The sequence below is a fragment of the Mesorhizobium sp. 113-3-9 genome (assembly GCF_016756515.1).
GTDB lineage: Bacteria > Pseudomonadota > Alphaproteobacteria > Rhizobiales > Rhizobiaceae > Mesorhizobium.
The window spans coordinates 7224667-7247631 of sequence record NZ_AP023246.1 but is presented as its reverse complement, the minus strand read 5'-3'; the positions used below and the strand labels follow the sequence as shown (position 1 = coordinate 7247631).

14 protein-coding genes and 8 pseudogenes are annotated in these 22965 nt (G+C 61.0%); 13 read left to right on the top strand and 9 right to left on the bottom strand.

All coding sequences use genetic code 11. The features are described 5' to 3' along the window. Window positions 1-61 precede the first annotated feature (61 nt). Together MesoLj_RS34595 and MesoLj_RS34590 are read left to right on the top strand one after the other, a co-directional pair. Window positions 62-1408, top strand: a complete 1347-nt coding sequence (locus MesoLj_RS34595) for an IS701 family transposase (RefSeq protein WP_202323969.1) — start codon at window positions 62-64, stop codon at window positions 1406-1408. A 148-nt stretch (window positions 1409-1556) separates the two neighbouring features. After that, window positions 1557-2903, top strand: a complete 1347-nt coding sequence (locus MesoLj_RS34590) for an IS701 family transposase (protein WP_202323969.1) — start codon at window positions 1557-1559, stop codon at window positions 2901-2903. A 216-nt stretch (window positions 2904-3119) separates the two neighbouring features. Here the strand turns inward: MesoLj_RS34590 and MesoLj_RS34585 are convergent. Continuing rightward, window positions 3120-4193: pseudogene (locus MesoLj_RS34585) on the bottom strand (IS5 family transposase); the annotation flags it as partial. An 89-nt stretch (window positions 4194-4282) separates the two neighbouring features. Here MesoLj_RS34585 and tnpA point away from each other — a divergent pair. From tnpA to tnpC, 3 genes and pseudogenes are all read left to right on the top strand, one after another. Beyond that, a pseudogene (gene tnpA, locus MesoLj_RS34580) lies at window positions 4283-4734 on the top strand (IS66-like element accessory protein TnpA). Continuing rightward, window positions 4731-5051: an IS66 family insertion sequence element accessory protein TnpB gene (tnpB, locus tag MesoLj_RS34575; protein WP_202324285.1), complete on the top strand. Its 321-nt coding sequence runs from the start codon at window positions 4731-4733 to the stop codon at window positions 5049-5051. The pseudogene tnpA and the gene tnpB overlap by 4 nt, the downstream one beginning before the upstream one ends. Window positions 5052-5151: 100 nt before the next feature. Then, window positions 5152-6807, top strand: coding sequence for an IS66 family transposase (gene tnpC, locus MesoLj_RS34570; RefSeq protein WP_202327594.1), 1656 nt, complete (start codon window positions 5152-5154; stop codon window positions 6805-6807). Between the two features lie 98 nt (window positions 6808-6905). Here tnpC and MesoLj_RS34565 read toward each other — a convergent pair. Further along, window positions 6906-7187 (bottom strand): annotated as a pseudogene (locus MesoLj_RS34565) (transposase); the annotation flags it as partial. Between the two features lie 705 nt (window positions 7188-7892). On the opposite strand from MesoLj_RS34565, the gene MesoLj_RS34560 reads away from it, so the two are divergent. Then, on the top strand, window positions 7893-9578 hold the full coding sequence (locus MesoLj_RS34560) for a GMC family oxidoreductase (RefSeq protein WP_202324283.1): 1686 nt from the start codon (window positions 7893-7895) through the stop codon (window positions 9576-9578). A 358-nt stretch (window positions 9579-9936) separates the two neighbouring features. Here MesoLj_RS34560 and MesoLj_RS34555 read toward each other — a convergent pair. Further along, a protein-coding gene (locus MesoLj_RS34555; protein WP_446720347.1) for an IS3 family transposase occupies window positions 9937-11036 on the bottom strand; the annotation gives its coding sequence in 2 pieces (ribosomal slippage) (window positions 9937-10787 and window positions 10787-11036; 1101 coding nt in all). 598 nt (window positions 11037-11634) lie between these two features. Here MesoLj_RS34555 and MesoLj_RS34550 point away from each other — a divergent pair. Next, entirely contained in the window at window positions 11635-12567 is a 933-nt protein-coding gene (locus MesoLj_RS34550) for an isopenicillin N synthase family dioxygenase (RefSeq protein ID WP_027056493.1), read from the top strand. Between the two features lie 460 nt (window positions 12568-13027). On the opposite strand, the pseudogene MesoLj_RS34545 reads toward MesoLj_RS34550, so the two are convergent. Further along, window positions 13028-13742, bottom strand: a pseudogene (locus MesoLj_RS34545) (IS110 family transposase); the annotation flags it as partial. A gap of 149 nt (window positions 13743-13891) precedes the next feature. Between MesoLj_RS34545 and istA the strand changes: the two are divergent. Together istA and MesoLj_RS34535 are read left to right on the top strand one after the other, a co-directional pair. Beyond that, entirely contained in the window at window positions 13892-14878 is a 987-nt protein-coding gene (istA, locus tag MesoLj_RS34540; RefSeq protein ID WP_244730590.1) for an IS21 family transposase, read from the top strand. Next, complete coding sequence (locus MesoLj_RS34535; RefSeq protein ID WP_202324277.1) at window positions 14812-15645, top strand: IS5 family transposase; 834 nt, start codon at window positions 14812-14814, stop codon at window positions 15643-15645. The genes istA and MesoLj_RS34535 overlap by 67 nt, the downstream gene beginning before the upstream one ends. A gap of 92 nt (window positions 15646-15737) precedes the next feature. On the opposite strand, the gene MesoLj_RS34530 is transcribed toward MesoLj_RS34535, so the two are convergent. Beyond that, window positions 15738-17636, bottom strand: a complete 1899-nt coding sequence (locus MesoLj_RS34530; protein ID WP_202324275.1) for an integrase catalytic domain-containing protein — start codon at window positions 17634-17636, stop codon at window positions 15738-15740. A gap of 142 nt (window positions 17637-17778) precedes the next feature. Between MesoLj_RS34530 and MesoLj_RS34525 the strand changes: the two genes are divergently transcribed. The 4 genes and pseudogenes from MesoLj_RS34525 to MesoLj_RS34510 form a co-directional block, all read left to right on the top strand. Next, the gene (locus MesoLj_RS34525) at window positions 17779-18204 is read left to right on the top strand and encodes a DUF2267 domain-containing protein (RefSeq protein WP_342215819.1); all 426 of its coding nucleotides are present in this window, start codon (window positions 17779-17781) and stop codon (window positions 18202-18204) included. Window positions 18205-18300: 96 nt separating this feature from the next. Then, window positions 18301-19038 (top strand): class I SAM-dependent DNA methyltransferase, encoded by a 738-nt coding sequence (locus tag MesoLj_RS34520; RefSeq protein WP_202324270.1) that lies wholly within the window; start codon window positions 18301-18303, stop codon window positions 19036-19038. A gap of 180 nt (window positions 19039-19218) precedes the next feature. Then, window positions 19219-19680: pseudogene (locus MesoLj_RS34515) on the top strand (transposase); the annotation flags it as partial. Window positions 19681-19915: 235 nt separating this feature from the next. After that, window positions 19916-20231 (top strand): annotated as a pseudogene (locus MesoLj_RS34510) (IS66 family transposase zinc-finger binding domain-containing protein); the annotation flags it as partial. Here the strand turns inward: MesoLj_RS34510 and MesoLj_RS34505 are convergent. The 4 genes and pseudogenes from MesoLj_RS34505 to MesoLj_RS36545 form a co-directional block, all read right to left on the bottom strand. Beyond that, window positions 20184-20339, bottom strand: a pseudogene (locus tag MesoLj_RS34505) (IS66 family transposase zinc-finger binding domain-containing protein); the annotation flags it as partial. The pseudogenes MesoLj_RS34510 and MesoLj_RS34505 overlap by 48 nt on opposite strands. Continuing rightward, window positions 20275-20595, bottom strand: a complete 321-nt coding sequence (locus tag MesoLj_RS36960; RefSeq protein ID WP_202327592.1) for a transposase — start codon at window positions 20593-20595, stop codon at window positions 20275-20277. The pseudogene MesoLj_RS34505 and the gene MesoLj_RS36960, both read right to left, overlap by 65 nt. A gap of 458 nt (window positions 20596-21053) precedes the next feature. Then, a complete protein-coding gene (locus tag MesoLj_RS34495) occupies window positions 21054-22163 on the bottom strand; it encodes an IS110 family transposase (protein ID WP_202327589.1) in 1110 nt (369 codons plus the stop codon). 107 nt (window positions 22164-22270) lie between these two features. Then, window positions 22271-22469, bottom strand: a pseudogene (locus MesoLj_RS36545) (phage integrase N-terminal SAM-like domain-containing protein); the annotation flags it as partial. Window positions 22470-22965: the final 496 nt, after the last annotated feature.

Genomic DNA, 22965 nt, shown 5'->3' with positions numbered 1-22965 from the left:
CATAAACTTCGTTAACGATTGATTGCGAGAATGGCGATTCAAGCTTCAAATGGAGGGAGCGATGAATCTCCGAGACGGAATCGAAACGAGTGAATCGCGTTTTGCGGCCTATGTCGAGACGCTCGCCTCGGCATTGGGTCATGCTGACCGGGTGGCGCCGCTGAAGGCCTATTGCACCGGGCTGCTTTTGCCAGGCGAGCGCAAGAGCGTCGAGCCGATGGCGGCACGGGTGGAGCCTGGGCGTGTTCAGGCGGCGCACCAGTCTCTGCATCACTTCGTGGCGAAAGCGGACTGGTCGGATGATGCCGTGCTTGGCGTCGTGCGGGCGCAGGTTCTGCCGGCACTTGAGGGTCAGGGGCCGATCCGCGCCTGGATCGTCGACGACACCGGCTTTCCCAAGAAAGGCAAGCATTCGGTGGGTGTGGCGCGGCAGTACTGCGGCCAGATCGGCAAGCAGGACAACTGCCAGGTCGCGGTCAGTCTGTCGGTTGCCACCGAACAGGCGAGCCTGCCGGTCGCCTATCAGCTCTATCTGCCGGAAGGCTGGGCCAACGACCCTGACCGGCGCGCCAAGGCAGGTGTGCCGGAGGATGTCATCTTCCGCACCAAGCCCGAAATCGCACTCGCGCAGATCCGGGCGGCGCTGGCGGCCGGCGTCTCGCCGGGCGTGGTGCTGGCCGATGCCGGTTATGGCAACGACAGCTCCTTGCGCACCGGGCTGACGGAGATGGGCTTGACCTATGTCGTCGGTGTCCAGTCCTCGATCCGTCTGTGGCCGCCGGACACGCAACCGCTGCCGCCCAAGCCATGGAGCGGCCGCGGCCGCCCACCTTCGCTCGTCCGACGCCAGGCCGACCACGCGCCCGTTTCGGCCAAGGACCTGGCGCAAGCGCTGCCCGAGGGCGCCTGGTGCCGCGTCACCTGGCGCGAGGGCTCCAAGGCGCCGCTCGCCTCGCGCTTTGCCGCCGTCCGCGTCCGCCCAGCCCATCGCGACTACTGGCGCTCCGCGCCACGAGCTGAGGAATGGTTCCTGATCGAGTGGCCGCAGGGCGAGGTCGAGCCGACCAAGTATTGGCTCTCGACCTTGCCGGAAGATACCGAACTCGCCGGCCTCGTCGACCAGGCCAAGCTGAGATGGCGGATCGAACGGGATTATCAGGAACTCAAGCAGGAGATCGGCCTTGGCCATTATGAGGGCCGAGGTTGGCGCGGCTTCCATCACCACGCCACGCTCGCGATCGCCGCTTACGGATTCCTAGTCTCCGAACGGAGTCTGATTCCCCCCTCAGCCCCACGCTCAGCGCCGCTCCTCAAGGCACCTGCGCTACCCGAAGATTATCGACCCCGCGGCGCCGCCGCTCCGTCCCGAACGCCACGTCAGCAATTCAATCGCCACCGTCAGGGTTAGACTCGCCCACGCCTTGGCGCGGCGTCTGCCACGATGTCCATGCTGCCAACATAGTTTTATGACACAGTAGTACTAGTACTACTGTGTCATAAACTTCGTTAACGATTGATTGCGAGAATGGCGATTCAAGCTTCAAATGGAGGGAGCGATGAATCTCCGAGACGGAATCGAAACGAGTGAATCGCGTTTTGCGGCCTATGTCGAGACGCTCGCCTCGGCATTGGGTCATGCTGACCGGGTGGCGCCGCTGAAGGCCTATTGCACCGGGCTGCTTTTGCCAGGCGAGCGCAAGAGCGTCGAGCCGATGGCGGCACGGGTGGAGCCTGGGCGTGTTCAGGCGGCGCACCAGTCTCTGCATCACTTCGTGGCGAAAGCGGACTGGTCGGATGATGCCGTGCTTGGCGTCGTGCGGGCGCAGGTTCTGCCGGCACTTGAGGGTCAGGGGCCGATCCGCGCCTGGATCGTCGACGACACCGGCTTTCCCAAGAAAGGCAAGCATTCGGTGGGTGTGGCGCGGCAGTACTGCGGCCAGATCGGCAAGCAGGACAACTGCCAGGTCGCGGTCAGTCTGTCGGTTGCCACCGAACAGGCGAGCCTGCCGGTCGCCTATCAGCTCTATCTGCCGGAAGGCTGGGCCAACGACCCTGACCGGCGCGCCAAGGCAGGTGTGCCGGAGGATGTCATCTTCCGCACCAAGCCCGAAATCGCACTCGCGCAGATCCGGGCGGCGCTGGCGGCCGGCGTCTCGCCGGGCGTGGTGCTGGCCGATGCCGGTTATGGCAACGACAGCTCCTTGCGCACCGGGCTGACGGAGATGGGCTTGACCTATGTCGTCGGTGTCCAGTCCTCGATCCGTCTGTGGCCGCCGGACACGCAACCGCTGCCGCCCAAGCCATGGAGCGGCCGCGGCCGCCCACCTTCGCTCGTCCGACGCCAGGCCGACCACGCGCCCGTTTCGGCCAAGGACCTGGCGCAAGCGCTGCCCGAGGGCGCCTGGTGCCGCGTCACCTGGCGCGAGGGCTCCAAGGCGCCGCTCGCCTCGCGCTTTGCCGCCGTCCGCGTCCGCCCAGCCCATCGCGACTACTGGCGCTCCGCGCCACGAGCTGAGGAATGGTTCCTGATCGAGTGGCCGCAGGGCGAGGTCGAGCCGACCAAGTATTGGCTCTCGACCTTGCCGGAAGATACCGAACTCGCCGGCCTCGTCGACCAGGCCAAGCTGAGATGGCGGATCGAACGGGATTATCAGGAACTCAAGCAGGAGATCGGCCTTGGCCATTATGAGGGCCGAGGTTGGCGCGGCTTCCATCACCACGCCACGCTCGCGATCGCCGCTTACGGATTCCTAGTCTCCGAACGGAGTCTGATTCCCCCCTCAGCCCCACGCTCAGCGCCGCTCCTCAAGGCACCTGCGCTACCCGAAGATTATCGACCCCGCGGCGCCGCCGCTCCGTCCCGAACGCCACGTCAGCAATTCAATCGCCACCGTCAGGGTTAGACTCGCCCACGCCTTGGCGCGGCGTCTGCCACGATGTCCATGCTGCCAACATAGTTTTATGACACAGTAGTACTAGGGTTGTAACGTTGCTTTGCATATCGATGCATCCTTCAGTGCGCTGAACACACCATGGCTTCTAGAGGTTGCGGGAAAGCGATACTACGGCATCTGGTAGTGGACGCGTCCACTTATAGTCGCCCGTGAACAATCCGGGTTCTAGGCGGTGACCGGCTTGGGCCGGAGTTGAAGCAGAGCGATCAAGAGCGACAAAAAACCCTTCAGCCACCTGAGCAGGAGGGAGAAGTTGTAGCCTGCGGCGGCCAGGATGGCGTTGACGGCGTCGCCCTGCTGGCCGGCGAGGTAGTTGCGGCCCATACGGTGCTCGGCCTTGATGTGGCCGATCACGGGCTCGATCGCGGAGCGGCGGCGCATCTGGCGCTTGATGGCTGGGGTGACGCGGCGTTTCTGACCGCTGGTGAAGACCCTGAACTTGTGGCTCTGCGGTGCGTTGTGGCCGCGATAGCCGGCGTCGGCGAGGATGCGGCCGATCTCGTTGCCGATGGTCTTTTCCATGTCGGGGATGACGCTTTGAAGCGTGTGGCCGTCATAGGGATTGCCGGGCAGTGCTTTTGCATGCAGGGCGAACTGGCCGCCCTCGGAGCGCTTCAGCGTGGTGGCCACCGACACCTTCACTCCGAACTCGTAGGGCATATGCGCCTTGCCCTTGCCGATGCATTCCACCTCGTGCGCGTGCAGGCTGTAGATTTTGCGACCGCGCTGGCGCTGACGCTGTTCGAGAACGGTGGCGGCCTGATAGAGCGGCCATTTGAAAAGCGCGTCCAGTTCCGCATCGCCGGCGACCTGGCGGGAGATGTCGCGAATGGTCCGGCCGAGATAGGTCTTGAGCCTGCGCAGCGCCTTGTTGGCCCGCTTGAACTGCTTGGCGTGGGCATAGCGCTGGTGCTTGATCAGCGCCAGCTTGCCGACCCGCACATAGGTCTGGCGCAAATTGAGCCCCGTCTTCCTGGCCAGCCGCACCAGCCGCTCACGCGCCCGGTGGATGAGCTTGGCGTCGGTCGGGAACATCACGTTCTTCGGCTGCACGGTGGTGTCGACGATCACCTGGCGCGTGTCGGACGGCTTCATCGCCCCGGCCTTGACCGCGATGCTGAGGCTTTCCTGCAAGAGCGCCACGATCCGCTCCTCGCCCATCCGGTCCCGCCAGCGCGTCATCGACGAACGGTCGAAGGGCAGCGCGTGGCAGAAGAACTCCTCGCCGCACAGATACTGTATGCGCCGCCCACACCCCATTGATTTCGCTTGTTTCTGAACATTGAGGTTTCTGCCAGAAGGTTTTCGGCAGGAGCTGGAGATTTGGCATGGCGGATGGCGAGGGATTTGTTGGGCGATGCGAAGTTGTCGAGCCTCGTCGTGGAAACCGACGATGGCCTAATGATCTGAAGGCGCGGATTGTCGCGGAGAGCCTTCAACGCGGTGCGCGGGTTGTTGATGTTGCGCGTCGTCATGATCTCATTGCGCATCAGCTTTCGGACTGGCGACGGCAGGCGCGTCAGGGTCTTTGGCGCTGCCTGCGGAACTGATGCCGGTGCCTTGCGAGAATAGCGGCCCATTCGAGCCTGCCTTCGTGCCCCTGGCGATTACGACGGAGCCGAAGGAGGCTGCCGATGCTTTGCCGGTTCCGGAGCCGGTCGAGATCACTTTGGGGATCATGACCGTGGAAATAGGCGCAGACCTCGTGGTGAGGGTTCCCGGCGATGTGCCGGTTGACCGGGTTGCGGCCTTGGTGCGTGCGATGCGCGGGACGGCATGATCGTCGCGGGCCAACGATTGCCGATCCTGATCGCGACGCGGCCGGTGGACTTCCGCTGTGGCCATCAGGCGCTGGCATTGATGGTGCAGACCGAGTTGAAGCTTGATCCGCATTCCGGGGTCACCGTGATCTTCCGGTCGAAGCGCGGGAATCGTGTAAAAATCCTGGTGTGGGATGGCACCGGAATGGTGCTGACCTACAAAATCCTGGAACAGGGCAGCTTTGCCTGGCCCAAAGTGCAGGATGGGACGATGCGGCTGTCGCGGGGGGGCAGTATGAAGCTTTGTTCGAAGGTCTCGACTGGCGACGCGTGGTAGCGCAGCGGGTAGCGCCGCCCGCTGCGGCAGGGTGACTCACCCGTTCGGTTTTGGCGTTGTTTTATTGGGCTTTTTTTGCTTCGATTTGCTACGAAGGCGCATGTCTGCGCCCATTGATCTCAGCCAGTTCCCGGACCTGCCTGCAGAGGTGGTGAACGCCTTTGCGGCCGTACAGTTCGAGCTGTCGGTCGAGCGTGCGGCCCGTCAGCATGAGCAGGCGGTGGTGGCTGAAAAGGACGCCTTCATCACCGAGTTGAAGGAACTGATCGAGAAGCTGGAGAGCCAGGTTCAGGACTACCGCCGCACGAAGTTCGGGCCGAAATCGGAAAAGCTCGATCCGACGCAGATGGAACTGGCGCTGGAGGACCTGGAGACGGCAATTGCCGAAACACAGGCCCAGATCGCCTTCGTCGAGGAAAAGATCGCGGCCAGCACAGCCAATTGCGAAAAGACTGCTTCACGCAGGCAACGCAAGGCGCGTGCTCTGCCCCAGAGCCTGCCGCGCGTCGAACAGGTGATCGAGCCTGATAGCATTGCCTGCCCCTGTGGTTGCGGCAACATGGTCCGGATTGGCGAAGACCGGACGGAGCGGCTCGATCATATCCCGGCGCGCTATCAGGTGATCGTCGCGATCCGCCCGAAATATGCTTGCCCCAAGGGGCGCACGGGAGTGGTTCAGGCCAGGGCGCCGGCGCATTTGCTGGAAGGTAGCTGGCCGACCGAAGCCCTCTTGGCGCAGATCGCCGTGTCCAAGCATTCCGAACACATGCCGCTGAACCGGCAGGCCGCGGTCATGGCCCGACACGGAGTGCCGATCGACCGCACGGTCCTGGCCGACTGGCTGGGTCGGACGGGCGCCGTGATCGCGCCGGTGGTAGACCACATGGCCATGATCCTGAAACAGGGTAGCTCACGACTATATGTCGACGAGACCACGGCTCCGGTGTTGGATCCCGGGCGCGGCAAGACGAAAACTGGCTATCTCTGGGCTATTCTGCGCGACGACCGCGGCTGGAACGGATCTGCGCCGCCGGGCGTGGTGTTCCATTATCGGCCTGGGCGTAAAGGTGAATATGCCGCAGGTATCCTCGACGGCTTCAACGGCACGATCCAGGTCGATGCCTATGGCGGCTACTCCCACCTCGCAACGCCAAAACGCACGGGCGGCGATCCGTTGAGGCTGGCCTTCTGCTGGGCGCATGGCCGCAGAAAACTGATCAAGTCCCAGCCGAAGAAGGGTTTGCCCATCGTCGACGAGGCGTTGTTGCGCATCGCCGCCCTCTACAAGATCGAGGACAGCATCCGAGGTTGTGACCCCGATCATCGCCGGGCTGTCCGCCAGCACCTGTCCCGCCCCCCCCTGGTGGACGAGTTCTTCACCTGGCTGACAGTTCAGGCCGCGCGCGTATCGCGCAAGTCCGACCTCGGCGAGGCCATGGCCTATATGCTGAAACGCCAGGTCGGCTTCCGGCTGTTCCTGAACGACGGCCGCGTCGACATCGACTCCAATCTCGTCGAAAACGCGATCAGAAGTCCGGCCATGAACCGCCGCAACGCTCTCTTTGCCGGCCATGATGAAGGCGGCCGTAATTGGGCCCGTTTCGCCAGCCTGATCGGCACATGCAAGATGAACCGCGTTGAACCATACGCCTACCTGCGCGATCTCTTCATCAGCCTCGCAAATGGCCACCTCGCCAAAGACATCGACGCCCTCATGCCCTGGGCCTATGCGCAACGGATCAGCGCATCACAATGAGCACGTCCGGGATTCCCCAACGTGCTCATAGGACCAGCTGCAAGCGCTCCACCTGACCGTTGCAACAAGAAAATCAATGGGGCGGAGACGTCGCATACCAGATACTGGAAGTAGGGGTTCTCCACCCAGCGGGCGCACAGCACCTCATCTGACAGGTTGAAAGTGTGCTTGAGGATGGCCAGCCCCGCCATCAGCCGGGTCGGCAGTGGCGGCATGCCCGGTCCGTCCGAATAGACGGCGCCAAAACGCTCCTCCAGCACCGGCCAGTCGATCGCCTGCGCCAGCCGCACCAGCTCGTGCTTCATGTTGATGATCTGATCGAGCCTGGAGCGGAACAGATCCTGCTTTCCCGTCTCGCGCTTCTCGCGTGGCCTGGACATTCGCCGTCCCCTCGATTCGCCGCCGCCGAACCGAGTGAATCACGCTCCGCAGCACAAGGGAATCGCAAAACGAATTGCAGGAAAACAGCGCCCATAAACCGCTAATCTTGCAATTCCAAAGCCGCTCTCCGCCTCAATCAACATGCCACATCAACGGCTTGCGGATAGTTCACGGTCGACCTTATAGGCGGGAGAGACTTTTAGCATGAGGGACAGCACGCGCACGGAACATAGGAGATCCGCTCCGGGATCGTCGCCTGTCCGAGCGTCACGCCGTGAAGGCGGGGCGCACACGGCCTCGCCAAGGGTGGCGCAACGTGTCGCCGCGAGCTGGAAGTAGCGGCTAAACTTGACGAAATCGCTGCCTCGTAGACAACAGTTGCGAAACCGCTGCGTTCTTGATGTGCGTCGGCGTTGAGGGCTCGCCTCAGCCCTTCGGCAATTTCCCTATCTGAGGAGTTTAATGCAAATTACCATCTCAGAAAGGAGTCCCTACGTGACTCGCCCATCACACGGCCATCTCGGCATTCATCCCGCTGTCCACCCTAGCTGATTCTCGGTCTGTCACCAACTACTAGGGTGTAGTATGGATTTCCCGCGGCACCATCAGGTATTTTTCTGCCTGACGAGTGATCCTCTGCTGTGGGTGCCTAATAGGGCCCGTTTATCCTCGTCTGAGCATCATGGGGATGTTGGGAGGCTTGTTTGGTTTTCGATTATATCGTGATCGGTGGCGGTTCCTCTGGATCCGTCATGGCGAGCAGGCTCTCCGCCGATGGAGATCGCGTACTGCTCATCGAAGCGGGGCCTGATACGCCCCCGAATGCCGTCCCTGATGACATCCTGGAAGGCAATCCAACACGTGCTTACTTCAATCCTGATTATCAATGGCCTTCACTCGACGCGACCACGGTCCGGGATGGCCGCAAGACAATTCATTACGAGCAGGCGAGGGTGATGGGCGGCGGCTCCAGCATCAATGCTCAGGTGGCTAACCGCGGTGGTCCCGAAGACTACAACGACTGGGCTTCGAGCGGTGCAGCGGGCTGGAGTTGGGAGGAGGTTCTACCCTACTTTCGCCGCCTCGAATGCGATCTTGATTTCGAGGGCGAATTCCACGGCAAGACTGGCCCACTACCTATAACACGTGTGCGGCAATCAGACTGGTCCGGCTTTATCCGAGCGGTATCCAAAGCGTATGAGAATGAGGGTATTCATTTCAGGCCAGACTTCAATGGTGAATTTGGTGACGGATACTCGGTTGTTCCCTTGACCAACCGCAACGGTCAGCGGGTTTCTGCTGCGATGGCCTACTTGTCCGAGAGTGTCCGCTCACGGCCCAATTTGACAATCTTGTCGGAGACGACGGTTGTGCGGCTCATCTTTTCGGGACGCGCCATAAAGGGCGTCGAAACGGAGAACAGCTGCGGTCGGCAGTCATATAGCGCTTCGGTTGTGATCCTCTGCGCCGGAGCCATCCATTCTCCCGCTATATTAATGCGCTCCGGGATCGGCCCGGCCGAGCAACTGGCAAAGCTCGGAATTCCAGTGGTTACAGAGTTGAAGGGTGTCGGCCGCAGCCTTCAGGAACACCCAGGGATCGCCGTTTCGTCGTACTTGAAACTAAGCGATCGCATGGCACCCAATGTGAGTGGCCACATCCAGATGCATGCTCGTTACTCGTCTGGCTACACCGGGTGCCCTTCCACAGATATGGCAATATCGGCGGTTGCCAGGTCGGCCTGGCACCCGCTTGGCAAGCGCCTGGGCTCCCTCTATTTTTGGGTCAACCGCACCTATTCGACAGGAACTATCGTCCTGAAGGATCGCTCACACGCAGTTGCACCGGACATCGATTTCAACTGGTTGAGCGACGAACGGGACGCCGCGCGATTGAAGCAGGGATTCCGTTTTATCGCCCGCCTGCTGAAGCAAGATTCACTGTCGGCCGTGGCACTCAACCCCTTCCCATCAGCTTGGAACGCACGAGCCAAGCAGGTTAGCAAGGTCAATTGCATTAATTACGCGCTTACATCGGTGTTGGCGCTGCTCATGGACTGCTCGCCACGGCTGCGCCGTGGCCTCATCAGACACTTGATAACCGATGGACATACCATTTCAGAACTGATTGATGACGAGGGGCAACTGGATCGGTTTGTCCGTCAGAACGTGACCGGCAATTGGCATCCGACATCAAGCTGCAGGATGGGGGCGGCCTCTGACCCGGCAGCCGTGACTGATCCGTCCGGCCGCGTTCGTGGCGTTTTCGGTTTGAGGGTTGCCGACGCATCGGTGATGCCATTCTGCCCCCGAGCCAACACAAATATTCCAACGATCATGGTGGCTGAAAAGATGGCTGATGTGGTTTTAGAAGAAAACCGGAGAGGTTAGAGCCGCTTGCGATCGACGGATGCATTGTGATGGGACGACGGTTTGGGACTGTAGTCCATCATCCACTTTGATGAGCTGAAGATTTGAAGGTCATTGAGCGACGATCTTTGATTGTGGGTATGAAAGCATTGGAGGAGGGTATATCCGCGGGAAGCCACCACCCTCACTGACGCGCTGCGGCTGAAGGGCATGACCGTAGTTTCTTATCACGCTGGGGACTCCACGGGCAGGCGGATGGACATCGATAGCTTACACGACTGTCCTAGCCCGAGAGCCGCTATTGCTTCCGCGCCTCGATTCTGACCTGAGACCCTAATCTCCTCCGGCTTGAGGGAGAGTCCTGGTTTCGTTTCAGGCCTCATGCGGCCTGTTTTCCCAGCGTGGATTTCATTGCGAACTCAGCCGGCGGCATGTTGCCGAGGGCCGAGTGTGGTCTGTGGTGGTTGTAATCCTCCTTCCATGAGGTCATGGCGTTGCGGGCGTTGGACAGCGTCGAGAACAGCGTGTCGTTGAGGCACTCGTCCCTGAGGCGCCCGTTGAAGCTCTCGACGAAGGCATTCTGCGTGGGCTTGCCCGGCGCGATATAGTGCCATTCGACGCCGGTCTGCTGGCACCAGCGCAGGACCGCCATGGAGGTCAGCTCCGTGCCGTTGTCCGAAACGATCATGGCGGGCCGCCCGCGCCAGTGGATGATGGTGTCGAGCTCGCGCACGACGCGCAGGCCCGACAGCGAGGTGTCGGCGATCAGCGCCAGACACTCCCGCGTATAGTCGTCGACCACAGCGAGCACCCGGAAGCGACGGCCGTCGGTGAAGGTGTCGGAGACGAAGTCCAGGCTCCAGCGGGCGTTGGCGCGATCCGGAACGAGCATCGGTCTGCGTGTGCCCAGCGCTCGCTTGCGGCCGCCGCGCCGGCGCACCTGCAGTTTCTCCTCCCGGTAGAGGCGCCGCAGCTTCTTCTGGTTCATCACGATCCCCTGCCGGTCCAGCATGACGTGGATCCTGCGGTAACCGAACCGCCGGCGCTCTGCCGCCACGGCCTTCATCGCCTCGCGCAACGGAGCGTCGTCCGGACGGATGCTGGTGTAGCGCACCGTCGCACGATCGATCCTCAGGGCTTGGCACGCCCGACGCTGGCTCACCCCATACGCCTCGCAGGCATGAGCCACCGCCTTCCGCTTCGCATCGGGCGTCACCATTTTTTTGCGGCAACATCCTTCAGGATCGCGTTGTCGAGCATCTGCTCGGCCAAGAGCTTCTTCAGCCGGGCGTTCTCATCTTCCAGAGCCTTCAGGCGACGGGCGTCGGACACCTCCATCCCGCCGAACTTGGCCTTGAACTTGTAGAAGGTCGCTGCCGAGATGCCATGCTTGCGGCAGACATCAGCCGTCTTCGCGCCGGCCTCCTGCTCCTTCAGCATCCCGATGATCTGCTCTTCCGTAAACCGTGATGGTCGCATCGTCCGTCTCCGTGATCGACGCACTCTACCCAAATCTGGAGGAAGTTCAGGGTCTCAGGTCAATTCCCCTGCCCAACCAAAAAAGGAAAAATCGCAGCCATACTGCTGTGACGTTCAGGTCGCACTCTCAGGTGACATTTTGACCGAGCTCCGGGTCGCCTTAAGGCAGATGCGTCAAAAGATTTCGGCGAACAACATTAAACAGCGTCGTATGCTACATAACAATAGTTCGCATATAATTAATACATCATATATTGTCCACTGGGCTAGAGGATATTATACGTGTTGGTGAGGAATTTGAAAGTGATTCAGGCATTCTCACCAATGGGCCAGTTGCGAAAAAGTCCGAATGTGAGGTTTGCAAACTGGTGAAAGCCGCCGCTGCGGGATCCATGGACAATTATTACATCACGGCCTGCCGCGGTCACGCCTAGGCATGCCCGGCCAGATTGGGTGCTCGAGCTGGTTCGGTCATGCTCAAGGCGGTGCCCTCGCCAGCAAGCGGTCAAGACCACAACAGATAGGTCGGGAAGACAATGCACATTACCAAATTTTCCAGCAGCCCTATCAAGGCAAAGCAAGAACGGGAGAAGAGATTATGACCACGCTACCGCAAATATCACTGGCGAAGCTGGCCTCTGATGAAACGCGACACGAGGAGCAACGCCGGTTACTTTTGGCCTGCGAGGAGTACGGGTTCTTCTACCTTATCGAGCACGGGATTCCGAAAGAACAGATTGCGCAGGCCATCGACGCCTCCCGCCGGTTCTTCGCATTACCACAGGCTACCAAGGAACGTTACGGTCACGCCTTTCAAGATGTGTACCCCGCTACCGCCCGAGGGTATAGTCCGTTACACGGCGAAATGTTACATCCTGAGTTCGGCCCAGATCCAAAGGAAATGTTCGACCTCGGAATCGACAGTGAAGGCGACCGGCGTCCGTTTGCCGGGCGCACCCGCCTTCCGGATGACGAGTTGGCTCCTGGTTTCGCTCGAAGCCTACTTACTTTGCAGGCTACCGTGCTCGACGGGGTTGTGCCGCAGCTCGGGATGGCGCTGGCCGACCTACTCGGTATGGAAAAGGACTGGTTTCGACGCCATTTCAGCCCGCCGACGGTGCTGCAACGCGTGATCCGGTATCCGTCTACTGGCGGCGCGGCCGCCAAGCATACAGACAACGGCTTCTTCACGTTGCTGCTGCAGGAGGAACTCCCAACGCGCTCTTTGCAGGTATGGTTCGGCGGGCGTTGGATACCGGCGCCGAGCCTCCCTGACAGTCTTGTGGTCAATCTGGGCGACATGCTTCAGGCTTTGAGCGATGACCGGTTCAAGAGTACGCCGCATCAGGTCGTACACCGTGGTCCGGCCGAACGCATTTCTCTTCCCTTCTTTATCTACCCCGATACTGACGTTCGCCTGACTTCGCACCAAGGCAAGAACACGTTCAGTGTCGCAGAAATGATGCTGCGCAACTACGAGTCCATATGGGAAAAGGGCAATGGTGCCGGACGCGCGCGGGAGTTGCAGTAGGTATTCGGCGTTATGCCAGCAAACTCCCGTACGAGGCAATGACGGCACACCAGCGGGATCATTTCTTCAAAGCGCCTTTAAGCCGGAAAGGACGAATGCAGCGTTTTCGTTATTGGTTGCAGCGCTGGTTCCATGAGTCATCTAAGAGCCTCTCTGATTGGGGTCGTTTTGGTCAAGATGCTCCTGCACTTTTTTCTGGACCGTTCCGTGGGTCACTCGCTTCTCTTCGCGGTCAGCGCTTGGGCCGCCGCATGATGGGGTCAGGAGAGCGAAGGCGTCTCAATCCGTTTCACGACCTTGCCGCGCTTGGGCCGGCAGGTTCGGGACTCTCAACGAGATCGCCTCGCCCATCGTCCCCAGGGAACGATCCGGGCATCGCCCTTTCGGGCGAAGGCTTTGTTCGTGTTGCTTGCTCCTCGATCTGTCTCAGTTCACGCGGCCAGGTGAACAGGCTCCTTTCAAAGCGGAACTCGGTCGCGTCGGCCCACATGCGATGCAGAATGACGGGCAGTTTGCGGGCGACCGCGACCCGGGCTCGTGCCATGCCGCGCCGCCTGGCGATGTTCATGCCCCATGCTCTGAGGCTCGACCACTTCTTCGATCGCACCAGCAGTGTGTGGGCCGCCTCATAAAGCGCGGTGCGTGCAAGTTCGTCGCCGCATCGGCTGACCTTTCCCTGGATGTCGGTTTCGCCGGACTGGTAGCGTGCCGGCGTCAGTCCCAGATGCGCCCCCCACCGCCTGCGACGAGCCGAACCGCTCAGGCCGGTCGATCGTGGCGCGGAAGGCGAGCGCGGTGATCGGCCCGACGCCCGGCGCGCTCTTCAGCCGCCGGCAGACTTCTTCATTGCGGACGATGTCGAGAACCTGCTTCGTCAGGCGGGCGAACTCTCTCAACATGACACCGAGGATTGCTAGCAGCGGCTCGACCATCGCCATCACCTCGGCGTCAGCGCCCGTCAATTCACGCACGCGGCCGGCAAACGCGCTGCGCGACGGCAGGCCCAGCTTGACGCCGGCCTCGCGCAGGATCGCCCGCACTACGTTCTCGATCGAACGCATCTCGTTCAGCACCGTGCGGCGGGCAACCAGCAGCGAACGCCACAGCCGGCACTGCCTGCTCTTGACATGCACCTGCCGATACCAGCCAGTGCGCATGATCTGCGCCAGCGTGCGGATTCCGACGTGAAGCCGGCCGCCATTCCGATCAAACACCGGCCACCATTCCGGTATGAAGCCGGCCACCATTCCAACCAAAGACCGGCCGGTTTTCGGCACTGAAGATTACCTCCTGGGTCAGCAACTTTGGCATCAATTACCTCGCGATGAACGAGGACATTTTGATGCCGGCAAAGAGAAGGCTGACCATGAGACAGTTGAGACAAATGCTTCGGCTTGCCGGAAGCGGGACCAGCTCCCGCGAGATTGCGGTCGTGCTGGGAATAGCACGCAGTACGGTGCAGGATAATCTGCGGCGCGCAGCGGCAATCGGGTTGAGCTGGCCCCTGCCAGGCGAGCTGACCGATGACGCGCTTGAGAACAAACTCTTCGCTCGCAATGGCGTCAAACAGGGCACGCGGCGGCGCGCAGAGCCGAACTGGGCCGATCTTGCCGTCGAGCTCAAGAAGCCGGGCGTCACGCTCCTCATCTTGTGGGAAGAGTATCGAGGAAGTCATCCCGACGGATATGGCTACAGCCGGTTCTGCGAGCTCTTTCGCAGCTTCGAACAGCGGCTTTCGCCGACGATGCGCCAGGAACACGCCGCCGGCGACAAGGTCTTCGTCGACTATTCCGGCAAGAAGATCCCGATCGTTGATCGAGACACCGGCGAGCTCCGTGAGGCGGAGATCTTTGTGGCGGTCTTGGGAGCGTCCAGCTTCACCTATGCCGAAGCAACCTGGACCCAGACACTACCTGATTGGATTGGTTCGCACGTCAGGATGTTTCGTTTTTTTGATGGCGTTCCCCGACTGATCGTCCCCGACAATCTGAAGTCGGGTGTCAGCCGCGCCAGCTTCTACGATCCCGAGATCAATCGCAGCTACGGCATGATGGCATCCCATTATGGCGTCGGCGTTCTTCCGGCACGGCCGCGACGGCCGAAGGACAAATCGAAAGTCGAGAACGGCGTGCGTTTCGCCCAGTCATGCATTCTGGGGCGGCTGCGCAACCAGACCTTCTTCTCGCTGGCCGAGGCCAATGCCGCCATTCGCCAGGCACTCGATCGCATCAGCAGGATCACGACATGGGTTGGACGGAGGCCACCCGCCGGCAATATTGCCGCGCGGGGCAGCGGGATGCAAACGCGTTGACGGACAGGGAATGGGCGTTGATCGAGCCGTTCATGCCTGGAGCGAAGGCGACAGGACGACCGCGGACGACCGAGCTGCGGGCAGTCGTGGACGCGCTCCTCTATATCGCCTGGACGGGCTGCCAGTGGCGGGCATTGCCGGACCGCTTCCCGCCGGTTTCGACGGTTCAACGCTATTTCTATGCCTGGCGAGACAATGGGCTGTGGAGGACCATCAACTTCCACCTGGTGGCCGCGGCACGCCTCGCCCTCGGTCGCGAGGCGAGCCCGAGCGCCGGCGTCATCGACAGCCAATCGGCAAAGGCCACGGACGTTGCCGGTCTGCGTGGCTACGACGCCGGCAAGAAGATCAAAGGCCGCAAGCGCCATATCATCACCGACACCGAGGGGCACCTGGTCGGGCTGACGGTGCATACGGCCGATATCCAGGACAGGGATGGGGCAGTCTGCGTCATCGCCTCCATTCGACAGCTTTACCCGTGGTTGCGCCATCTATTCGCCGACGGCGGTTATGCCGGAGAAAAACTGACGCAGGCTCTGGCCGATCTGGGCACGTGGACCATCGAAATCATCAAGCGCTCCGACACGGCCAAAGGCTTTGAGGTGCTGCCGCGACGATGGGTCGTCGAGCGAACTTTCGCCTGGCTGGGACGTTGTCGCCGGCTCGCCAAGGACTTCGAGGCGACCATCGCCAGCGCCGAGGCGTGGATCTTCATCGCGTCGATCCGCCTCATGCTTCGCCGCAGGGCAGCTCCGCGTCGTGCCTAACCGAGTTTCGAGTCAGGCTCTAACTCAAGGGAGAGCAGGTTGGTGTCGTGTTGCCTCATCTAATTTTGTTACCGGCTGCCTCACCAAGAATGTTACCCGCTCGCCAGACGTGCGGAATCTGAAGCGACATACGGCGCTAGGCTGCTGACCTCGCCGATGAGCCGCTGCACGGCTTGTTGTCGCCACGCCCTTACTCGCTTCTGCAACGTGTGAAGCTGGTGCAAGCTGTATCGTCCGGGATAACGGACCTGGAACTCGACGAGAAGTTCAAGTGCGGTCTGATCCGGACGCTCTTCAAGGCATCGTGCCATCTCTTCCCAATGGTCCTTAAAGATGTCGGGACGTCGGCCGCGCGGTTTGTCGTTGAGCCGACGATAAGTCTTTGGCCCAACGACAACACCGCGGGCGCGAGCCGCTTGGCGCCAGAGATTGACCCGTCGAACGAGTGTTTTGTACTGCTTGCGGGTAAATCGACCTGGAAACTGGACGCACAGCTCCTCGAAGAGCTGCGTGGCGTTGATGTTGGGGAATTCCTCCAATCGGCGACAAACGATCGGCCACACCATGCGGAGCGCCTGGACGCGGGCTTGGCCAGGCTCGGCGTAGACCGGCTTCGGCTTCTCCTGCATCGTCGCGGGAGGAGTGGGTGGGATCACCGGTTTGAGCGTCGGCGAGGGACTCGCAATAAGGGTTTGTGTCGAGAGCTTTTGTAGACTTCGCAGGTAACGCGGTTTGGCTTCGATGGAGAAGGTCGGCCGGATTTCGCCCGCATGCCAGGCGCTCGATAGGCTGGCTACGAACGCGGCCAGGTTGGGCGGTTCCGATGTCGCCGGTGGCGGTGTTTCGCCGTCAGCCAGCGCCGCCAAATAAGCCTGGACAGCTCGCATCTCCTCCAGCAGCTTCAGCGGATCGAGGTCGCCGGCGATCTCGCGCAGCTTGTTCTTGGCGGCCATCGGGATAGCCTCCGCCTGCAGGAGACGCTCGCAGGGAGACTGCGGTGGATGATAGCGCTTAGCCACCTTCGCACCGTCACGCTGTTTGGCAGCCAGCTTGAACGAGGGCTGGAAGAAGTTCACGAACAGCCGGGATGCCGCGTAGAGGCGCGTGATCGCTCTGGCCGCCGCCAAGCCCTCGAAGCGCCGATACCCCATGAGCTTCCGTACCACGGCACCATTTTTCTGCTCTATCCACGCTTGGTCATTCTTACGGTAAGGCCGCGAGCGAGTGAGTTCGATGCCGTGACCGAGGCAATATTCGATCAGCCTGTTGTTGACGAACTCGCTGCCATTATCCACATCCAGCGCTCTCAGGGCAAAGGGCAAGCCCGTGCGGATCCGGTCGAGTGTCTCGACCACGAGGGTACCTTCTCGGACCACGATGGGCGCGGCCTCCGTCCATCCGCTCGCGATGTCGGTCAGAACCAGGCTGTGAACGTAGCTACCGCGGTTGGCCTCTCCGCAATGAGCGACCAGGTCCATTTCCATGCTGCCGGGAAGCGGCTCGTTCCAGTCAGCAAAGGTGCGCATTTTGATGCGCCGCCGGGGCTCTGGCATAACCCTTGGCGGTTTTTTCGTACGCATGGTGCGCCTTGGCATCTGGAGCAAGCGGTCGATCGTGGCGGCGCTCATCGACAGGATCTTGTGGCGTATCTCCTCCTCGAGCTTCAAATGTCCATTGCGTTCCAGCGCCGGCAATAGAATGGGCAGCAGTGCCTTGAGGCGCTTGCCGCAGACTCGATCGGAAGCTTCCCACAGCACAATCAACGTGCCCCGAGCGGCCTCATCATAGAGCGACGGGCGTTGGCGGGTCTGACGGTGCTTCGCCTCCGGGTGGCTGTTCAGGACACGGATTGCGGACTTTTCGTGATACCCCGTCGCCGCAATGAACTCCTCCAATATCCGGCGCTTGTCCTTGGTCGTTGCGGCCGCATAGCGATCCCTGACCGCATTGGCCAGTTCCATACGCATGGCATGTGTCATCTTCGTCTTCATGTTGCCTCCCTGGTAGTGAAGGCACCATGGCGACATGCGCCTTCACGGGTAACATTTTAGGTGAGGCAACGAACCCGCGCGGTAACATTTTCCTTGAGGCAATGCGTCAGGTTGGTCCTTACAGACCTTTGAGAACAGGAGAATGCTCATGTGCGTGAGCCGTGATCTCAACAACGCATTGCAAGGAGCCCATAATTGGATCAGCGATCTAGCGTGGAGACTTCGCTGGCATGATCGCGAGCAGGTGTACCAAGTCCTGATTGCGACCCTGCACGCCTTGCGCGATTGCGTGGATCGCGACCAGGCCGTTTCCCTGGGCGCGCAGCTGCCAGCCTTACTCCGCGGCTTTTATTACGAGGGCTGGCATCCCGCCCGACGAACTATAATTAGAAGCCGGAACTCATTTCTAGACCGGATCCACGTTGGCGACCACAGTGACCCTGCACTAGATCCGGAAGAGGTTGCCCGCTCGATACTAGCCCAATTTGCGGACCGTATGACTGCAGCAAAGATTGACGATGCAAAGGCTGCCACTCCAGCAATGCTGCGTGACCTTTGGCCAATCTAAGAAAGAGGTCCTACCCCGCGAGAATGCATAACCAAAGCTGGGGGCCTTTCGACCGGGCAACGGGTATGTACCTCGACGCCGGAAGGAACATTAAAAATGGCAAATGACGTTGCATACTACGATGAATTTGCTCAAATATATCAAGAATATACGGAAAAGTTAGGCAGAGTATCTGAGGCTGCTGCCACCGCCACCTTTCTTGAGCGCTATTCCCGCGGCGGGAGTGCTCTTGAACTTGGCATCGGCAACGGGCGTGTGGCGATTCCGTTGAGTGAACGCGGCGTCAAGGTCCAAGGTATAGATAACTCGGAAAAAATGTTAAAACTGCTCGCCATGCGGACGGATATGGTCAAGGCCTCGAAGGGGAACATTGCCGAATTTAGTTCAGAGCGACGCTACGATCTTGTCTATTGTGTCTATGACACGTTCATGTGGCTCTTAAGCCGCGATGAGCAAATAGCTTGGCTGCGATGTGCGGCCGAGGTGCTAAATGAGCGCGGAGTTTTGGTGCTAGAGGTGCGTGTGCCAGACCTGGAGGGATTCGTCAACGGCCAGAAAATTACTACTGCGCTTGTCGATAACGAAAATACCTTCGTCAATACGGAAATCCACGATGCAGTAAACCAGAACTTGTTTCTAAGCGTCCTCTGGTTCTCCGGTACGTCGGTCAGACGTTTTCCAGAACGCGTTCGTTACGTCTATCATCAGGAGGTCGATACAATGGCGGAATGCGTAGGGCTGGTGCTGGCTGAGCGTTGGGGGGATTGGATGAGAGGCGCTTTCACTGCGGGGTCGAAACGTCATATCTCAGTTTACAGCCGAACGACGCTGTAGTCCGCCTTTGTTGCCCCAACTTTCGAGCTTTTTGATGGGGGCCGATCCAGTCAGAGCCGACTTGTTGACGGATCGGGTGAAGACGAACCGCCGGGATGCTTTCATTGGCAAGGCTGCGGTGCACCGGCGAACTGACGGTGGTCTGGGTTCGCAATGAAGATCCCCAACAGTCGCTGGCGCCCGATCGTGCGAGCGCTCCAGACATTGCGTGGGGTCAATCTGATCGTCGCCGTGACCGCGCTGCCGAGGTCGTCGAAGTGAGCCGTTTTGAAAGCCCTCGCCAGCTCATGGCTGCCTCGGCCTCGTTTCCGGCGAGCGGTCGACTGGAGAGACAATAATCAGGCGTGGCGGCATTACCAAGGCGGGCAATGGCCGCGTTCGCCACATACTTGTCGAGAGCGCCCGGACCTATTGACCTATTGACATCAGCCTCGGATCGGTAAGGCGAAGCTGTACCGGTTGGAGCAGGCACGCAGGCACCACCGAACGTCCGTGAGATCGCATGGAAGGGTCAGGTCCACCTCACGGCCCGCTACCGCATGCTGAGCGCCCGGGGCACAACGGACAACCGTCGTCTACACGGCGATCGTCCGCGAACTGGTCGGCCTCGTGTGGGCCGTCGCTCCCCAGGGAAGGCACGCTTCACCTGATCGGCGCGGCGCGTCAATGTATACCCTGCGCATGGGCGGAGGCGGGACCACGGCAGGAATGCCCGTCAGACGCTTTGTTTGCGTCATTTCAGGCGAGTCAGCGGAGGCGTTTTATGATGCACTCCAGAGCATGGTTGCCACCGATAGCATATCAGCATCTGACGATCCGGAAGCTGCAGCGGGCGCTGCATGGTCAGAGGCGGCGGTCAATCGGCTGCGCAAGCTGGGGTAAGGATATCACCGAGACGCTGGAGGTGGTGCCGCGGCAATGGAAGGTGATCCAGCACGTGCGGGAGAAGCTCACCTGCCGCCGCCTGCGAGGCGATCAGCCAGGCTCCGGCGCCGTTCCAAGCCACCCCGCGAGGCTGGGCCGGTCCCGGCTTGCTGGCGATGATCTTGTTCGAGAAGTTCGGCCAGCATCAGCCGCTCAGCCGCCAGGCTGAACGCCATGCCCCCGAAGGCGTGCCGCTCAGCCTCTCGACGCTTGCTTGGGCCACGCAGCTGCGCCGGAACGATGTCGAGCCGCTCGCTCACGTCCTCGCCGATCCGATGCAGGCCATTGCGGCAGCATGGGCAGGCATGGTCCTCAATGTCGATGATCATTTCCACCCGCGGCAGATGGGGTGGCAACGCGCCGCGGTTCGTCCGGCACTTCCTGGCGCGCTCCAGACGCTCTGTCTCGGGTGGCTTGCCGTTTCCGCTGCTTCGATGGATGCCTGGCTACAGGTTCCGGCGCCGCCACAACCGCCGGCACGAAGGCAGGAGAATCTTGCTGCACCGAAGCAACCTGTTTGCGCGCTTCGCGGCGCCAGGCGAAGACCTGCTGCGGCCTGAGACCTAACGGGCGGGCGACCTCGGAAATGATCGCATTCGGCTCCAGTCTCCGCGATGATCCGCGCTTTGTCATCCATCGACCACTGCCGCCGACCGCCAGCACCGTTGATCACCTCGAAACGCCGAAGCTGCCGCTCCGGGTCAAACGTAAGGTCAAGTCCAGACACAAGCCGATCTCCGATCCCAATGCAGAACCGGCAACCTCACTGATCGCGACCACTCCCGAAAGGTGGTCCCGAAACACCGCTCTGATGTCCGCTGTCAAGGTTTGGAACACAGGAGGTCGACCGATCCGAGGAACGGTTGCTCATTCTGCTGATCGCGCATGGGTGGAGGCGGAACTGAAGGACGTCGGTGATCAAGCTCTGATGCGCGGGTTGGCTTCCGCATTCCCGATTGTGCGTCCGGGGCTGTTCCTATCTTACTGCGGGCGTCGGCCATTGCCGGCCACAAAGCGTCTGACGGGCATTCCCCTGCCGTGGTCCCGCCTCCGCCCATGCGCGAATGATGTATGTCGCTGCGGCGACCAGATCAGATTGCTTGCGCCTCCCGGGCAACGGCCCACATGAAGCCGACCAGTTCGCGGGCGATCGCGGTGCAGACCACCGTTGTCCTCTTGCCCCGTCCACTCAACATTCGATAGCGGGCGGTCAGCCGCGTCTGCGCCTTCCAGGCGATCTCCCGCACCTTCGGTGGTGCCTGCTCCAGACGGTACAGCTTCTTCGCACCGACCCTCGGCGGATGCCTGTAGGTCCATGCGCTCTCGACCAGCATATGGCGAACGCGACCGTTCCCTGCCTTGGTGATGCCGCCCCGTCTGACGGTCTCGCCGGTCGATCGTTCGCCGGGAACGAGGCCAAGATAACCCATGAGCTGGCGCGGGCTCTCGAACCGCTGCACGTCGCCAACCTCGGTGGCGAACGTTACGGCGACGATCAGCTCTACGCCGCGCAGCGTCTGCAGAGCCCGCACGATCGGCGCCAGTGACCAGGTTGGAACGAACTCCTCGATCACATCCTCAAGTCGCTCGACCCGCTCTTTCGAGACGCGGACTGCTTCAACCATTTCCTGAAGCGCGATCTGATGCGCCGGGTGATCGAACGGTTGTTCCTGCAGCCAGCGCAGATAGCGCATCGACCAGCCTTTCCTGCGAGGATAAATCCGTCCGTGCTTGAGCATGAAGGCGCTCACATGCTGCCGGTGGACGCGAAGCGTCTCGACCGCCGCCGCCCGGGCGCGGACTAGATCCCGCATCGCTTCGTGACCTTCATCTGGGACCCACACTGCCGTCAGTTCGCCGGCGCGCAGCAGTCGAGCCAACGCAAGAGCATCCCGGCGGTTCGTCTTCACCCGATCGCCAGGCTTCCTCGGGATTAGCGACGGGGCGACCACCATGCATTCATGGCCGAGCGAACGGATCAGCCGATAGAGACCATAGCCGGTCGGGCCGGCCTCGTAACAGAAATACACCCGGTTGAACTTGGTGGCGATCCGCTGGATAACTCGGCGCATGCTCTCATCCGAGGCGTCGACCTCGCCAAAGAAGCGAACTTCTCCCTCCCGGCCGGAATCCGCAATTGCGATGGCGTTCCTCAGCTTCGCGACATCAATTCCGACAAATGCTTCCCTATAATCTGCCACGGCTCGTCCTCCTGTGATGAGGATCGGCTCGGACCGCCCGAGCAACCCTCGGACGCGCAGTGTAGGGCGAGCCACCTCACCGGCAGAGGCGGACATACGGTCTTATTGTGGATCGAGTCGGGCGCCAGCTTCTTCTCGTTGGTCGATAGACCGTATAGGTCCGAATGTCCTCGCGCCCGAGCAAGTCCGGCGACTTGCTAAACAGCGGGCGAATAGCGACACCTGTTGCAGATAAAACAGCTGGGTGTTGAGCGCGAAGTTGCGCACCTCCATGTCCTCGCTAATGCGCTGGCGAAGTTGGGTCACGACAAGCTCCTTTGTCGGATGGAATGGGCTGCAAGTAGCCACTCCATGCTGACGCGCTCGGAGCTTGGTTGGACACATGACCAGCGCGACAGAAGACTCGATCAAGACCACGCTGTCGACACACACCCTCCTTGCGCTGCGCGATCGCGTAGCGGGTTAGTACCACCGAAATCATGTGGAGCGCAGGATAATACTGAGCAGCGGCTCGAGCGATTCCTTCCTCCTGTTACAGTATTTTAGCCTACCAGGCGGGCTTCCTCACCCGACAGGTGATTGCATGGTGCGATATCACGACGCCGCGGGGCGTCCGCGACCGTGCGATCCTGCTGCTGCTCTCGCTCAACCTACGTGCGGTGACGGTCGGGACATGCGCTCCTCGACGACATCAACTGCCGCGTCTGATTGGCTGCCAGGGCGCCACTTATGGTCACGAGCGGAGGTCGTCAACTACCAGATGGCGCAGTATCGATGCTTGCCCGAACACCCTAGAAGCTGG